The organism is Desulfovectis peckii (assembly GCF_055391705.1).
Map to the genome: position 1 here is coordinate 2,157,819 of NZ_AP042409.1, position 16,587 is coordinate 2,174,405.

Annotated in this window: 13 protein-coding genes; all 13 read right to left on the reverse strand. The window is 45.8% G+C overall.

Features of this window, described 5'->3' with window-relative positions:
* Nucleotides 1–2: 2 nt before the first annotated feature.
* Complete coding sequence (locus tag ACZ5NG_RS10740) at nucleotides 3–1,019, reverse strand: 4Fe-4S dicluster domain-containing protein (RefSeq protein WP_464251793.1); 1,017 nt, start codon at nucleotides 1,017–1,019, stop codon at nucleotides 3–5.
* Between the two features lie 11 nt (nucleotides 1,020–1,030).
* Nucleotides 1,031–1,984, reverse strand: a complete 954-nt coding sequence (locus ACZ5NG_RS10745) for a 4Fe-4S dicluster domain-containing protein (RefSeq protein WP_464251794.1) — start codon at nucleotides 1,982–1,984, stop codon at nucleotides 1,031–1,033.
* Nucleotides 1,985–1,987: 3 nt separating this feature from the next.
* Nucleotides 1,988–2,407 carry a hydrogenase iron-sulfur subunit gene (locus ACZ5NG_RS10750; RefSeq protein ID WP_464251795.1) on the reverse strand — a complete coding sequence of 140 codons (420 nt, stop codon included), beginning with the start codon at nucleotides 2,405–2,407 and terminating at the stop codon, nucleotides 1,988–1,990.
* 16 nt (nucleotides 2,408–2,423) lie between these two features.
* A complete protein-coding gene (locus ACZ5NG_RS10755; protein WP_464251796.1) occupies nucleotides 2,424–5,429 on the reverse strand; it encodes an FAD-dependent oxidoreductase in 3,006 nt (1,001 codons plus the stop codon).
* 142 nt (nucleotides 5,430–5,571) lie between these two features.
* Nucleotides 5,572–6,807 (reverse strand): (Fe-S)-binding protein, encoded by a 1,236-nt coding sequence (locus tag ACZ5NG_RS10760; RefSeq protein ID WP_464251797.1) that lies wholly within the window; start codon nucleotides 6,805–6,807, stop codon nucleotides 5,572–5,574.
* Between the two features lie 90 nt (nucleotides 6,808–6,897).
* A complete protein-coding gene (locus ACZ5NG_RS10765; RefSeq protein ID WP_464251792.1) occupies nucleotides 6,898–7,743 on the reverse strand; it encodes an FAD/NAD(P)-binding protein in 846 nt (281 codons plus the stop codon).
* A 3-nt stretch (nucleotides 7,744–7,746) separates the two neighbouring features.
* Nucleotides 7,747–8,763, reverse strand: a complete 1,017-nt coding sequence (locus ACZ5NG_RS10770; protein WP_464251793.1) for a 4Fe-4S dicluster domain-containing protein — start codon at nucleotides 8,761–8,763, stop codon at nucleotides 7,747–7,749.
* Nucleotides 8,764–8,774: 11 nt separating this feature from the next.
* Entirely contained in the window at nucleotides 8,775–9,728 is a 954-nt protein-coding gene (locus ACZ5NG_RS10775; protein WP_464251794.1) for a 4Fe-4S dicluster domain-containing protein, read from the reverse strand.
* 3 nt (nucleotides 9,729–9,731) lie between these two features.
* Nucleotides 9,732–10,151, reverse strand: coding sequence for a hydrogenase iron-sulfur subunit (locus tag ACZ5NG_RS10780; RefSeq protein WP_464251795.1), 420 nt, complete (start codon nucleotides 10,149–10,151; stop codon nucleotides 9,732–9,734).
* A 16-nt stretch (nucleotides 10,152–10,167) separates the two neighbouring features.
* Nucleotides 10,168–13,173, reverse strand: coding sequence for an FAD-dependent oxidoreductase (locus ACZ5NG_RS10785; RefSeq protein WP_464251796.1), 3,006 nt, complete (start codon nucleotides 13,171–13,173; stop codon nucleotides 10,168–10,170).
* A gap of 712 nt (nucleotides 13,174–13,885) precedes the next feature.
* Entirely contained in the window at nucleotides 13,886–14,098 is a 213-nt protein-coding gene (locus ACZ5NG_RS10790; protein WP_464251798.1) for a hypothetical protein, read from the reverse strand.
* A 153-nt stretch (nucleotides 14,099–14,251) separates the two neighbouring features.
* The gene (ndk, locus tag ACZ5NG_RS10795; RefSeq protein ID WP_464251799.1) at nucleotides 14,252–14,701 is read right to left on the reverse strand and encodes a nucleoside-diphosphate kinase; all 450 of its coding nucleotides are present in this window, start codon (nucleotides 14,699–14,701) and stop codon (nucleotides 14,252–14,254) included.
* A 48-nt stretch (nucleotides 14,702–14,749) separates the two neighbouring features.
* Nucleotides 14,750–16,579: an ATP-dependent zinc metalloprotease FtsH gene (gene ftsH, locus ACZ5NG_RS10800; RefSeq protein WP_464251800.1), complete on the reverse strand. Its 1,830-nt coding sequence runs from the start codon at nucleotides 16,577–16,579 to the stop codon at nucleotides 14,750–14,752.
* Nucleotides 16,580–16,587 lie beyond the last annotated feature (8 nt).

The following is a 16,587-nucleotide window of genomic DNA, read 5'->3' on the forward strand; positions in this document are numbered from 1 at the left end:
TCTTAACCAACCTCGCTTCCGGTGTCCTGTGCTTTAATTTCCGCCAGTACCTGCCGGATATCCATGTTCACAGGGCAGTTTTCGATGCACCGGCCACATCCTACACAGGCTGTAGCATTGTATCTGTCTACGAAGTAGTTAAATTTGTGCATTACTCTTTGTCTAAAACGTTCTTTCCCACTGGGACGCGGGTTGTGTCCCGAGCCATGCAGTGTAAAGAGCGGGAACATGCAGGCATCCCAGTTCCTTACCCGGCAGCCGTCGCAGTCGGTTGCTTCGTCTGCTATGTCAAAGCAGTGGCAGGTGGGGCACAGGTAGGTGCATGCCCCGCAGCCCAGGCATTTTTCGTGTAATCTGTTCCAGTATTCATGTTCAAACATGCCGTCCAGTTTTTCTTTTATGCCCTCTATGTCTACTTTACAGCTTACTTCCGCCGCTGCCTTAATTTTTTCGGCTGCCGCTTTTGCTTCCGCATCTTCTTTTAGGTTTAGTTTGGCCAGCAGTTCTTTCCCTTGTTCGGTTATTGCTTCCGCTACGTAGCTTTCTCCTATGTCGGTCAGCATGATGTCTGAACCGTCTGTGTTAAACGGTCCCCCTCCTACTGAGGTGCAAAAACAGGTGCTTTTCGGCTCGTTACAGCCAATGGTTATTATCACGGTGTTGTTCCGACGGGCCAGGTAGTATACGTCTTGGTATTTGTCGTTATTGAATACGTTGTCTAACAGCATCATTGCTCTGGCATCACAGGGGCGTACCCCCAAGGCAACGGTCTTTGTTTCGTCTATATTGTCTTTCATTGTTAAACCTTCTCCGCTCATGCTGTAGCTGAACAGTTCTTCGGACTGAGGGAAAAGGATTTCTTTGGCAGGCTTTTTGGTGAGAGCATCCAGTTTGACTTCGCTTCCTTCTTTTATTGCCTCAAAGACGATGTTGCCTTCTTTTTCTACCGGGGCATATACCCGGTATTCTTTCGTCAGTTGGTCAAGCAATCCGGCAATTTCGTTTTTGTTTATGTTCATCCTTTTTCACCTCATTCCTTCATCAAGAACGGTTGTGGGTCTGCGGTATTAAAGTCGTTTAATACCGGTTCATCTTCTAAGTTTAGCCCGGCTTCATAGCCAAAGATTTCTTTGACGTCTTTTACCCCTTTGCGAGTCAAAAGGGAAAGCTTGACATCCATCGGACATGCTCTTTCACAGGCACCGCAGTCGGCACAGCGACCCAATTGGTGGAATACACGCACACCTTGGAAAATCAGGTTGTCTTTTACGCTGCTCGCTCTTTTGTTGATCCACTGCGGACGGGAGCAGTCCACAAAGCATTCTTGACAGTAGCACATGGGGCAGGCGTTGCGACAGGCATAGCATCTGATACATTTTTGCATTTCTTTGGCTAAAAACGCTGCCCGTTCTTCGGCACTTAGTGCTTCAAACTCTTCTATTTCCGCAAAGCTTACTTCTTTGGCCGGTTGTTCTTCTCCGATTAGTTCATCGTAAATTACCGGGTTTTGGTAGGAACAACGGCTACAGGTGTCGTAAAGTAGTTCTTTCTTTGCCGCTTTTTGTTCAAAGCCTTTGCCCTTCAAGAGTACTTCTTCGCCACTTATTTCTACTTCTAATATTTCTTTACCGCCAACTAATTTGCTTGCTTTTTTGCGGTCTATCATGCCTTGGCAGGGTATGCCAATAATGTAGAGTTTGTCGCGGTTTATCTGGTTCTCTTTGATTAAGGCTACTATTGAACGGGTATCGCAGCCTTTGGCAACTACCGCTACTTTTTCTTCCCGCCCTCTTAGGTAGTTGGCCAGGTTGTTTTCGCAGTAATCATTCCAGATAAGTTTTTCCGCTTCTTCTACTGTCCTGGCAAAGTAAGGTGTGCTGCGGAGCGGCAGGCTTCCTTCGGCAAACCCCACCACCAGGTCGGCTTTCTGTTCTTCTAAAAGTTTTTTGGCGGTGTCTTGTATCTTTTTACTTAGTTCTTGCATCCGCTACACCTCTTTTTGAAAGACCCCTTTGGGAGGGCCAAGTTCTTTTACTCTTTCGCTCACTTTGGTTGCTACCTCAGCAAATCTTCCGCCTTCTGCCGCGGAAATCCAGGTGAAGTTTACTCTGTCTTCTTCTACACCCATGTAGTTTAACATGCTTTTTAACAGAGCAAATTTCCGACGGGCTACGTAATTGCCACTAACATAGTGGCAGTCTCCCGGGTGTCACCCGGATACTAAAATCCCGTCCGCTCCGTTTCTTAATGCTGAAAAGATAAACAGCGGATTTATTCTACCGGAGCAGGGTATCCGAACCACTCGCAGGTTGGTTGGGTATTGGAGACGGCCAATACCCGCTAAGTCTGCTCCCGCATAACTACACCAGTTGCATAAAAACGCCACTACTTTTGGTTCGTATGCCATTTTCTACCCTCCTGTCTTAAAGCGCACTCAGCATGGCCATGATTTGTTCGTTGGTGCAGCCTTTGACGTTGATTGCTCCGCACCGACAGGATGACGAACATGCGCCACAGCCTTTACACAGTGCTTCGTTTACCACGGCCACTTTTTCTTCCGGATCTATTTGAACCGCCTTGGCTGGACATACTGCTTCGCATGTGCCGCAGCCTGCGCATTTCTTCTTGTCTACTACCGCACTCTTACCTTCTACTGTTACGCGGTCTTTTGCCAGCACTGTTGCCGCTCTGCCTGCAGCCGCTTTGGCCTGGGCTATGCATTCTTCCAGGTTCTTAGGTGCATGGGCTACCCCGCACATGAATACGCCGTCTGTACTAAAGTCTACCGGACGCAGCTTGAGGTGTGCTTCCAGGAAGAAGCCGTCTTCGTTCAGCGGTACTTTGAACAGTTTGGATAGTTTTTGGTTGCTTTCTACCGGCGGTACAATTGCCGCTGCCAGTCCGATTACGTCGGTATTGATTCTGATTTCTTCTCCCAGTACGTGGTCGGTTACTCTTACTACCAAACCGTCTCCCGGATTTTCTACTACCGGTTTTTGGTCTTTGCTGTACCGAATGAAGATGACGCCTTTTTGACGGGCTTCGGTGTACAGCTCTTCATGGAAGCCGTATGTCCGAATGTCACGGTAGAGAATGAATACTTTGGCTTCCGGACGACGTTCTTTGATCTTTAAAGCCAGTTTGATTGATTTGGTGCAGCAAATCCGGCTGCAGTAGGGCCGCTCGTCTTCCCTTGAACCAACGCAGTTGATCAGTACTACGTTGTTTACTTTGTCGAGCTCCCCTCTGGCAATATCTCCTTCCAGCTCTAACAGCGTTCTTACCCGGTGGTTCTCCCCGTATAGGTATTCTGTCGGCTTGTATTCTTCTGCACCGGTGGCAATTATTGTTACACCGTGCTGCAGTTCTTCCCCGTTGCTCAGCTTGGTGTTGAAGTTACCTACAAAGCCGCTTACATCGGTTATTTCTACACCGGTGTATACTTTGATTTTGTCGTTTTGGGTGATCTTTTCGATCAGTTCTTTTAGGTAGGCCTGAATGTCTTCACCACGCATGCCGTATTGCATCCGACGGGCAGTGCCGCCCAGCTCCGCTTCTTTTTCCACCAGATATACTTGGTAGCCTTGGGCAGCCATGTTTAGGGCACTGGTCATTCCTGATACCCCGCCGCCGATTACCAGCACGTCGTGATTCATGTCCAGTTCTACCGGGTAGATCGGTTGAGCCAGTCTTACTTTGTTTACTGCCATTTTTACTAGGTCTTTGGCTTTTTCGGTCGCTTTTTCCGGTTCGTTCATGTGTACCCAGGAGCACTGGTCACGTATGTTAGTCAGTTCGAATAGATGGGGGTTTAAGCCCGCTTCTTTCAGTGTCTCTTGGAACATCGGCTCGTGAGTACGAGGACTGCAGGATGCTACTACTATCCGGTTTAAGCCGTATTCTTCTATTGCTTCTTTGATTTGTCCGGCAGCATCTTGGGAGCAGGCGTATGTTTTATCGGTAGCATAAACTACACCCGGCAATGTCTTGGCATATTCTACCACACTCGGTACGTCTACCACACTGCCTATGTTGATACCGCAGTGGCAGACAAATACCCCTGTCCTGATGATTTCGCCAACTACGTCTTTTTCTTCCGGATATTCTTTTACTTTGGTCAGTGTCCCTTTGGCTTCTGCCAACAGGGCCTGGGCTTCTCCTGCTGCCGCGCTGGCCTGCATTACTGTCTCCGGTATGTCTCGCGGACCGGAAAACGCTCCCGCTACGTAAATCCCGGGTTTGTTGGTCGCTATCCCGGTCAGCGGCTCGGTTTCACAGAAGTTGTATTTGTTTAGCTTGACACCCAGTTTCTCTGCCAGTTCCACCGCTTCTTTATTTGGCTTTAACCCTACAGACAGCACTACCATGTCGAATTCTTCGTAACATATTGTGCCGTCTTCTAAGGCATAGCGAATTTTTACCGCGCCGTCTTCCCCTTCTTCTAATTCGTAAATTCTGTTCCTGATAAATCTTACACCTTGTTGGGTTTCCGCTTTGGTGTAGTATTTTTCAAAGTCTTTGCCGTAGGTCCGCATGTCCATAAAGAATATGGCCGTATCTAAATCTTGTTTGCTGTGTTCTTTGGCTATGATTGCTTCTTTGATAGCGTACATGCAGCATACCGATGAACAGTAGCCGTGGTCGTTTTTGCAGTTCCGGGAACCTACGCATTGTATCCATGCTATTTTCTTCGGTTCTTTGTGGTCTGACGGCCGAATCAGGTGTCCGCCAAAGGGACCTGATGCGGAAAGTATCCGTTCGAATTCAAGGCTGGTTACTACGTTCGGTATTCTCCCATAGCCGTAGTAGTCAAGTTGAGTGGCATCGTAAACTTCAAATCCAGGCATTAGGATTACCGCGCCCACTTCTACTACGGTTTCGGTGTCTTCCATTTGGTGATTGATCGCGTTTGCTTGGCAGGCTTTTAAGCATTTACCGCAAGCTTTCGGATTTTTAAATTTCAAGCATTTTGTCTTGTCTATGGCGTATGCATTGGGATAGGCTTGGGCATATTGTTTGTATATGGCTTTCCGCTTGCTTAAGCCCTGGTTGAACAGGTCATCCACTTTTACCGGGCATTCTTCGGCACAGGAACCGCAACCCGTACATTTGGTCGGGTCTACATATCTGGCATGGGTCTTTATTGTTGCTTTGTAATTGCCCGCTTCTCCTTCCAGGGATACCAGTTCACTGTTGGTCATTACGTTAATGTTTAGGTGTCTGCCGCAATCTACCAGCTTGGGGGATAGGATACACATTGAGCAGTCGTTGGTGGGAAATGTTTTATCTAACATCGGCATTACCCCGCCTATGGCCGGGCTCTTTTCCACCAAATGCACGTAGTATCCTGATTCCGCCAGGTCTAATGAAGCCTGGATGCCGGCTATACCTGCACCTAATACCAGTACACTTCCTACTTTCTTACTCATCTTTGTATCACATCCGTCCTCTCATTATAGAGTGATGTCAGAAAAATATGAAAATAATGGAAATTAGCAAATTGCATCGGTTATATACCGGCCGTGAGATGCTGACAACTCACGGCCGTAATAACCAAGTATTTATACTGCCCTATTCGGTCTCTTCTTCAGCTTCTTCTCCCGGTATAACCAACGCGTTAGCAACAAGCGGAGATATATGGACCATCTCTTTCTTGTTGTTGAAATATTCCTTGTTAATATCCGTAAACTGGTCCATGCAGTTGTGGCATGGAATAGCTACTACTTCCGCACCAACAGCCTCAATTTGTTCCGCTTTACGCTTCCCTTTCTTAATGCGCTGCTCTTTAAATTCCGGCATAGCCAGTGCACCGCCACCGGCGCCACAGCAGAAATTGTATTTTTTATTTGGGTTCATATCCCGAAAATCTGCACAAACATTTTCCATTACATAACGCTGCGGATCCATAACGCCTTCTTTACGAACCAGGTTGCAGGGATCGTGTAAAGTGGTTGGTTTCGGGTTTCTGCTCTTATCTACTTTGATTTTGCCTTCACGGATCCAATCGGCATACAGTTCAACTACACTGCGGATTGGGAATTTGGGGCCGTCCCAAAACTTATCATAACCCATGCGCACTGACTTAAAGGCGTGACCGCATTCGGTTATAACCAGTTCCTTAGCTTTAAGATCTACAACCTCTTGTAGCATCGGTTTAGTAATTTTCCAGAAATCGTGGTTATTGCCACTGAACAAAGCCAAGTTGGTAGCATCCCACTTTGCCGGCCGGCCTAATGTATAGTTTGCTCCGGCATAATAGAAGATTTTTAAAATTTCTTGCAGTTCGTGCGGGTAGTACTTAATCTCCCGCGCATTCAAACCAAAGAGAAAATCAGCATTCTCTTTACCAACAGGTATCTTATAGTTGGGATCTCCAAGTTCTTCCTGTAATTCTTCTTCAATCCATTCCAAAGTTTCAATATAATCCTCTTGGCTCACGTTCATTTGGTTGCCGGAAGTAATAGTTTCATCGACAACCTGCTGCAAAAATCCGGGCAGCGGTAAACCAAACTGACCGCGAATTGTTCTGGTCAATAAAGCAATGTTTACACCCATCGGGCATTCTACGGTACAGCGTTCACACATTGTGCAGAACCATACAAAGGGGTCATTTAATGTTTCCTCACGCATACCTAATACTATTTTACGCAAAAATTTGCGCGGATCATTGTCCGGGTGTACATCGGAATATACGCATCCGGCAGTACACATACCGCAAGTTAAACATCTGGTAAAATCAATTGCCCCAACCTTCTGAGCAACTTCTTCAGTAAAAGTAGGGTCTAATTTCGCAGCACTAATAGCCATTGTCGTTCCTCCCCTTCAAAGGCTTTCGGGTAATTTTTCAAGTTTTTATATTTGGAACTCAGGCGCCAAAAAGGCGCCCCTTTCCGTTTTTTAATATTCGTTAGGCATATTTTTCAGTTGAGCTAAAGTAAATACCGGGCCGTCTTTGCACACGTACTTGCTGCCGATATTGCAGCGTCCGCACATGCCCAAGCCGCACTTCATTCTCATTTCCAAGCTCATAATGATTTGTTCCGGCTTAAAGCCCAGTTCTTCCAGTACCGGTTGGGTAAACTTAATCATTACCGGCGGTCCGCAGATAATGCATACCGTGTTTTCAGCACTGGGCGCTACTTCCTTGGTTACTGCCGGTACAAAGCCTACGCGACCCTTCCATCCTTCTACCGGACGGTCGATGGTGGTTATCATGTTGATGTCGTCGCGGCTTTCCCACTCTTTTAGTTCATCTTTATACAGCAACAGTCCGGGATTCCTTGCCCCGTATATCACCGTTATGTCTCCATAGTCCCCACGACGAACCGGATCCAGCAGGTATTTTATCGTAGAGCGCAACGTGGTGAACGCAAAGCCACCGCCGATAATAACTACGTTTTTACCTTTGAATTCTTCTACCGGGTAGTAGTTCCCCAGCGGGCCACGTACCCCTACTATGCTTCCTTCTTCTAAAAGGTGCAGCGCTGTCGATACTACACCTACTTTGGCTACCGAAAATTTCAGTATCCCAGGTTCGTTCGGCGAGGAGGCTATACCAAACGGTGCTTCGCCTTTCCCGTATACCATTACTTCGGCAAACTGTCCCGGCATATATTTGAAGTTCTCTTCATCTTCTTTGTTGATAAATTCTAATGTAAAGGTGTGGATCAGTTTGTCTTCTGTTTCGGTAAAGTTCTTTACCAGTCTCATCGGTATCGGCAAATATGGGTTATTTTTATTCATTTCTTAACCAACCTCGCTTCCGGTGTCCTGTGCTTTAATTTCCGCCAGTACCTGCCGGATATCCATGTTCACAGGGCAGTTTTCGATGCACCGGCCACATCCTACACAGGCTGTAGCATTGTATCTGTCTACGAAGTAGTTAAATTTGTGCATTACTCTTTGTCTAAAACGTTCTTTCCCACTGGGACGCGGGTTGTGTCCCGAGCCATGCAGTGTAAAGAGCGGGAACATGCAGGCATCCCAGTTCCTTACCCGGCAGCCGTCGCAGTCGGTTGCTTCGTCTGCTATGTCAAAGCAGTGGCAGGTGGGGCACAGGTAGGTGCATGCCCCGCAGCCCAGGCATTTTTCGTGTAATCTGTTCCAGTATTCATGTTCAAACATGCCGTCCAGTTTTTCTTTTATGCCCTCTATGTCTACTTTACAGCTTACTTCCGCCGCTGCCTTAATTTTTTCGGCTGCCGCTTTTGCTTCCGCATCTTCTTTTAGGTTTAGTTTGGCCAGCAGTTCTTTCCCTTGTTCGGTTATTGCTTCCGCTACGTAGCTTTCTCCTATGTCGGTCAGCATGATGTCTGAACCGTCTGTGTTAAACGGTCCCCCTCCTACTGAGGTGCAAAAACAGGTGCTTTTCGGCTCGTTACAGCCAATGGTTATTATCACGGTGTTGTTCCGACGGGCCAGGTAGTATACGTCTTGGTATTTGTCGTTATTGAATACGTTGTCTAACAGCATCATTGCTCTGGCATCACAGGGGCGTACCCCCAAGGCAACGGTCTTTGTTTCGTCTATATTGTCTTTCATTGTTAAACCTTCTCCGCTCATGCTGTAGCTGAACAGTTCTTCGGACTGAGGGAAAAGGATTTCTTTGGCAGGCTTTTTGGTGAGAGCATCCAGTTTGACTTCGCTTCCTTCTTTTATTGCCTCAAAGACGATGTTGCCTTCTTTTTCTACCGGGGCATATACCCGGTATTCTTTCGTCAGTTGGTCAAGCAATCCGGCAATTTCGTTTTTGTTTATGTTCATCCTTTTTCACCTCATTCCTTCATCAAGAACGGTTGTGGGTCTGCGGTATTAAAGTCGTTTAATACCGGTTCATCTTCTAAGTTTAGCCCGGCTTCATAGCCAAAGATTTCTTTGACGTCTTTTACCCCTTTGCGAGTCAAAAGGGAAAGCTTGACATCCATCGGACATGCTCTTTCACAGGCACCGCAGTCGGCACAGCGACCCAATTGGTGGAATACACGCACACCTTGGAAAATCAGGTTGTCTTTTACGCTGCTCGCTCTTTTGTTGATCCACTGCGGACGGGAGCAGTCCACAAAGCATTCTTGACAGTAGCACATGGGGCAGGCGTTGCGACAGGCATAGCATCTGATACATTTTTGCATTTCTTTGGCTAAAAACGCTGCCCGTTCTTCGGCACTTAGTGCTTCAAACTCTTCTATTTCCGCAAAGCTTACTTCTTTGGCCGGTTGTTCTTCTCCGATTAGTTCATCGTAAATTACCGGGTTTTGGTAGGAACAACGGCTACAGGTGTCGTAAAGTAGTTCTTTCTTTGCCGCTTTTTGTTCAAAGCCTTTGCCCTTCAAGAGTACTTCTTCGCCACTTATTTCTACTTCTAATATTTCTTTACCGCCAACTAATTTGCTTGCTTTTTTGCGGTCTATCATGCCTTGGCAGGGTATGCCAATAATGTAGAGTTTGTCGCGGTTTATCTGGTTCTCTTTGATTAAGGCTACTATTGAACGGGTATCGCAGCCTTTGGCAACTACCGCTACTTTTTCTTCCCGCCCTCTTAGGTAGTTGGCCAGGTTGTTTTCGCAGTAATCATTCCAGATAAGTTTTTCCGCTTCTTCTACTGTCCTGGCAAAGTAAGGTGTGCTGCGGAGCGGCAGGCTTCCTTCGGCAAACCCCACCACCAGGTCGGCTTTCTGTTCTTCTAAAAGTTTTTTGGCGGTGTCTTGTATCTTTTTACTTAGTTCTTGCATCCGCTACACCTCTTTTTGAAAGACCCCTTTGGGAGGGCCAAGTTCTTTTACTCTTTCGCTCACTTTGGTTGCTACCTCAGCAAATCTTCCGCCTTCTGCCGCGGAAATCCAGGTGAAGTTTACTCTGTCTTCTTCTACACCCATGTAGTTTAACATGCTTTTTAACAGAGCAAATTTCCGACGGGCTACGTAATTGCCACTAACATAGTGGCAGTCTCCCGGGTGTCACCCGGATACTAAAATCCCGTCCGCTCCGTTTCTTAATGCTGAAAAGATAAACAGCGGATTTATTCTACCGGAGCAGGGTATCCGAACCACTCGCAGGTTGGTTGGGTATTGGAGACGGCCAATACCCGCTAAGTCTGCTCCCGCATAACTACACCAGTTGCATAAAAACGCCACTACTTTTGGTTCGTATGCCATTTTCTACCCTCCTGTCTTAAAGCGCACTCAGCATGGCCATGATTTGTTCGTTGGTGCAGCCTTTGACGTTGATTGCTCCGCACCGACAGGATGACGAACATGCGCCACAGCCTTTACACAGTGCTTCGTTTACCACGGCCACTTTTTCTTCCGGATCTATTTGAACCGCCTTGGCTGGACATACTGCTTCGCATGTGCCGCAGCCTGCGCATTTCTTCTTGTCTACTACCGCACTCTTACCTTCTACTGTTACGCGGTCTTTTGCCAGCACTGTTGCCGCTCTGCCTGCAGCCGCTTTGGCCTGGGCTATGCATTCTTCCAGGTTCTTAGGTGCATGGGCTACCCCGCACATGAATACGCCGTCTGTACTAAAGTCTACCGGACGCAGCTTGAGGTGTGCTTCCAGGAAGAAGCCGTCTTCGTTCAGCGGTACTTTGAACAGTTTGGATAGTTTTTGGTTGCTTTCTACCGGCGGTACAATTGCCGCTGCCAGTCCGATTACGTCGGTATTGATTCTGATTTCTTCTCCCAGTACGTGGTCGGTTACTCTTACTACCAAACCGTCTCCCGGATTTTCTACTACCGGTTTTTGGTCTTTGCTGTACCGAATGAAGATGACGCCTTTTTGACGGGCTTCGGTGTACAGCTCTTCATGGAAGCCGTATGTCCGAATGTCACGGTAGAGAATGAATACTTTGGCTTCCGGACGACGTTCTTTGATCTTTAAAGCCAGTTTGATTGATTTGGTGCAGCAAATCCGGCTGCAGTAGGGCCGCTCGTCTTCCCTTGAACCAACGCAGTTGATCAGTACTACGTTGTTTACTTTGTCGAGCTCCCCTCTGGCAATATCTCCTTCCAGCTCTAACAGCGTTCTTACCCGGTGGTTCTCCCCGTATAGGTATTCTGTCGGCTTGTATTCTTCTGCACCGGTGGCAATTATTGTTACACCGTGCTGCAGTTCTTCCCCGTTGCTCAGCTTGGTGTTGAAGTTACCTACAAAGCCGCTTACATCGGTTATTTCTACACCGGTGTATACTTTGATTTTGTCGTTTTGGGTGATCTTTTCGATCAGTTCTTTTAGGTAGGCCTGAATGTCTTCACCACGCATGCCGTATTGCATCCGACGGGCAGTGCCGCCCAGCTCCGCTTCTTTTTCCACCAGATATACTTGGTAGCCTTGGGCAGCCATGTTTAGGGCACTGGTCATTCCTGATACCCCGCCGCCGATTACCAGCACGTCGTGATTCATGTCCAGTTCTACCGGGTAGATCGGTTGAGCCAGTCTTACTTTGTTTACTGCCATTTTTACTAGGTCTTTGGCTTTTTCGGTCGCTTTTTCCGGTTCGTTCATGTGTACCCAGGAGCACTGGTCACGTATGTTAGTCAGTTCGAATAGATGGGGGTTTAAGCCCGCTTCTTTCAGTGTCTCTTGGAACATCGGCTCGTGAGTACGAGGACTGCAGGATGCTACTACTATCCGGTTTAAGCCGTATTCTTCTATTGCTTCTTTGATTTGTCCGGCAGCATCTTGGGAGCAGGCGTATGTTTTATCGGTAGCATAAACTACACCCGGCAATGTCTTGGCATATTCTACCACACTCGGTACGTCTACCACACTGCCTATGTTGATACCGCAGTGGCAGACAAATACCCCTGTCCTGATGATTTCGCCAACTACGTCTTTTTCTTCCGGATATTCTTTTACTTTGGTCAGTGTCCCTTTGGCTTCTGCCAACAGGGCCTGGGCTTCTCCTGCTGCCGCGCTGGCCTGCATTACTGTCTCCGGTATGTCTCGCGGACCGGAAAACGCTCCCGCTACGTAAATCCCGGGTTTGTTGGTCGCTATCCCGGTCAGCGGCTCGGTTTCACAGAAGTTGTATTTGTTTAGCTTGACACCCAGTTTCTCTGCCAGTTCCACCGCTTCTTTATTTGGCTTTAACCCTACAGACAGCACTACCATGTCGAATTCTTCGTAACATATTGTGCCGTCTTCTAAGGCATAGCGAATTTTTACCGCGCCGTCTTCCCCTTCTTCTAATTCGTAAATTCTGTTCCTGATAAATCTTACACCTTGTTGGGTTTCCGCTTTGGTGTAGTATTTTTCAAAGTCTTTGCCGTAGGTCCGCATGTCCATAAAGAATATGGCCGTATCTAAATCTTGTTTGCTGTGTTCTTTGGCTATGATTGCTTCTTTGATAGCGTACATGCAGCATACCGATGAACAGTAGCCGTGGTCGTTTTTGCAGTTCCGGGAACCTACGCATTGTATCCATGCTATTTTCTTCGGTTCTTTGTGGTCTGACGGCCGAATCAGGTGTCCGCCAAAGGGACCTGATGCGGAAAGTATCCGTTCGAATTCAAGGCTGGTTACTACGTTCGGTATTCTCCCATAGCCGTAGTAGTCAAGTTGAGTGGCATCGTAAACTTCAAATCCAGGCATTAGGATTACCGCGCCCACTTCTACTACGGTTTCGGTGTCTTCCATTTGGTGATTGATCGCGTTTGCTTGGCAGGCTTTTAAGCATTTACCGCAAGCTTTCGGATTTTTAAATTTCAAGCATTTTGTCTTGTCTATGGCGTATGCATTGGGATAGGCTTGGGCATATTGTTTGTATATGGCTTTCCGCTTGCTTAAGCCCTGGTTGAACAGGTCATCCACTTTTACCGGGCATTCTTCGGCACAGGAACCGCAACCCGTACATTTGGTCGGGTCTACATATCTGGCATGGGTCTTTATTGTTGCCTTGTAATTGCCCGCTTCTCCTTCCAGGGATACCAGTTCACTGTTGGTCATTACGTTAATGTTTAGGTGTCTGCCGCAATCTACCAGCTTGGGGGATAGGATACACATTGAGCAGTCGTTGGTGGGAAATGTTTTATCTAACATCGGCATTACCCCGCCTATGGCCGGGCTCTTTTCCACCAAATGCACGTAGTATCCTGATTCCGCCAGGTCTAATGAAGCCTGGATGCCGGCTATACCTGCACCTAATACCAGTACACTTCCTACTTTCTTACTCATCCTTGCATCACATCCGTCCTCCTAAGTAATAAGATGCCGGAAAACAACATTAAAAACTGTTATTATCAATTAATAAATTCCAATTATTTTAGTTCAGTTAACTAAACTAATATCAATAACATAATGTCATGATTAATAAATTAATAATTTGTTTTATTCAGAGTTACCCCCGAATAAAAAATTTCTAAACTTTACCACCCCCGAATAAAAAATTTTCAAACTTTTTCCTACATAAGCTCCAGCGCTCACAAGGTGAACGAAATGAGTCCCTGAAATTTGCTCAGCTCAGTATGAATAGTATAAAAGATTTCAGATACAAGCGTCAATCATATGGCTGACAATAAAGGTAAAAAAGCATTAACATAATATTGCTTAAATACTCTAAATATATATAATTAGTTACTAAAAGTAAAATACCTGCTATATTTTAAAAAAAATTATATGCTAAGTTAATAGTTATGCCTTAATTGAAAAAGATAAAAGGACTAATAAACCGTTTTGTCATAAATTGTCGATTATAGTTGATAAATCTTGTTTACTTAATTAATAAATTGAAAAGGTATAAGCCTATGCACCTTGCCAGCCCTAACTATTGTAAATATTTTTTACAAATATTATATCATACTAAATATATACTAGGTTTTAAAAAAATCACTTTTATGCATTTAAGCATAAAAGTGATTTTTTAATGTGGGATAAAAGGGTATCAGTTTTATCCTTTTTCCTCATAGTTTTTATTTTTAGTGGTTAAATTATTCGGCGGCGTTTTCAGCGGGTTGTTTTTCAACTGCCGCTGCTTAGGCGCCATTTCGGCCGCTGACAGTTCTTCACTTGTTTCATGCTCCACAAGTTCACCCTTAAAGGTCACATTATTTTTGTGCAGCCTTTTACTTTGCAAAGTATGTTCCTTTTTGCGAAGAGACATAGCACCCACTTCCCTTTTAATATATTTTTGGTTAGTGTGCCCTATTCCCTCATAAGGTATTTATCAATAAGCTTTTTATCAGAAACCGCCCCTACATAAAAAAGCTAAAGTACCACAAGCCTTTAGCCCGCAGTACTTTAGCTTTAATTCCTGTTATTCATAAATCCAACTGTCTAATGTTTTGTCGTAATTTAGCAGCTCCTCGGGTTTAAAGAACAGGGAAATTTCTCTTTCCGCACTGGCCGGGGAATCAGAACCGTGGATAATATTGCGCCCAACATCAATGCCATAAGTCCCACGAATAGTTCCCGGCGCAGCTTTTAACGGGTTTGTGGCCCCCATCATTTCCCGTGCCGTTGCAATCACTTCTTTTCCTTCCCACACCATCGCTACCACCGGTGCGGATGTAATGTATTCTACCAGTGATGCAAAAAACGGCTTACCTTTGTGTTCTCCGTAATGGGTCTCCGCTAATTCTTTATCAATCTGCATTAACTTTAAGCCAACCAGTTTGTAGCCTTTTTTTTCAAAACGGGAGATAATCTCTCCAATTAAGCCCCTTTGAACCGCGTCCGGCTTAATCATTAAAAAAGTACGTTCCATAGTTTTCCTCCTTATATCTATTGCTAGTTTTATTATTACATTACATAATTAATTGCCTTGATTTGGCTCTAATCCATACTCTTCCATTATTTCTCTAAATTCCTCTGCTTCAATTGTTTCCTTTTCCATTAACCTGTCGGCAATGGCGTGAAGGGCGTCAATATGATCGCTCAAATATTTTTTGGCAGCATTGTAACATTTATCAATTATTTTTCTTACTTCCTCGTCTATAGCATAGGCAACTTCTTCACTGTAATTTCGATCACGGGCTATGTCCCGCCCCAAAAATACCGCCTCTTGCTTCCGGCCCAATGTTAACGGTCCTAAACGTTCGCTCATTCCATATTCCATAATCATTTTGCGGGCTAATTCAGTGGCCCGTTCCAAGTCATTTTGGGCGCCGGTACTGATTTCTTTAAGCACTAAGTCCTCAGCAACTCGGCCACCCAACAGCATCGCTATCTGATCAAGCAGCATTGAACGGGTCATATAGTAGCGATCTTCTTTAGGAAGGAGCAAGGTATAGCCACCCGCTCTTCCACGCGGAATAATGGAAACCTTATGTACCGGATCTGCATTGGGCAGTAAATAGCCCACCAAAGCATGCCCCGCTTCATGATAAGATACTAAGCGTTTTTCACTTTCACTGATTACCCGGGACTTCTTCTCCGGGCCGGCAATTACTCGCTCGATACTGTCTTCCAGTTCCCTTTGACTAATTTTCTTTTTATTAAATCTCGCTGCCAAAAGTGCTGCTTCATTTACCAAGTTAGCCAAATCAGCCCCGGTAAACCCGGGAGTGCGGCGAGCAAGGACATCCAGGTCAACGTCATCGTCCAACGGCTTATTTCTGGTATGAACCTTTAAGATTTCCTTACGTCCGGCCACATCCGGCGAATCTACCACAATCTGTCTGTCAAAACGACCGGGCCGCAAAAGCGCAGGATCTAAGATATCCGGCCTGTTGGTGGCAGCTATAATAATTATTCCCTCATTAGGGCTAAAACCATCCATTTCTACTAACAGCTGGTTTAAAGTTTGCTCCCGTTCGTCATGTCCGCCGCCTAGGCCGGCACCGCGCTGACGACCCACCGCGTCAATTTCATCAATAAAAACAATGCAAGGTGAATTCTTTTTTGCTTGATCAAAAAGATCCCGTACTCTGGAAGCACCTACACCAACAAACATCTCTACAAAATCCGAACCGCTGATGCTGAAAAACGGCACACCTGCTTCACCGGCAACCGCACGGGCCAACAATGTTTTCCCGGTTCCGGGAGGCCCATACAGCAGCACCCCTTTCGGTATCTTAGCACCCAGTTCGTTAAACTTTTTAGGATTTTTCAGAAATTCCACCACTTCAGCCAATTCCTCTTTTTCCTCATCCGCACCGGCAACATCATCAAATGTCACTTTGATCTTGTCTTCAGTGTGCAGTTTGGCCCGACTTTTTCCAAATGACATTACTCTGTTTCCGCCGCCCTGAGATTGCTGCATTAAAAAGAAAAAGAGAAAGACAAACAGCAGAATGGGCAGCATAGATGTCAACAGGGTTACCCACCAACCCGGTTTCTCCGGCGGTATAACTTCATGTGGTATGCCTTGCGATTTTACCAGTTCCAGCAAAGCATTATCCGGCCACAAGCCTTTAGACGAAAATTCCTGATTATTGTTTTTAAGTACACCGGTAATGTAATTGGTGTTATCTTCTACCTGAAAAACAATGTTTCTTATACGTCCCTGCTCCAGGTATGATACAACCTGGTCATAGCGCAATTCTTTAATGTCGGTATTAGTGGGGGATGTATATTGGATCAGTGATATAATTACTAAGACAATTAATAGATAAATCATAAGGTTCTTAAAGACCTTATTCAACCAAAGCC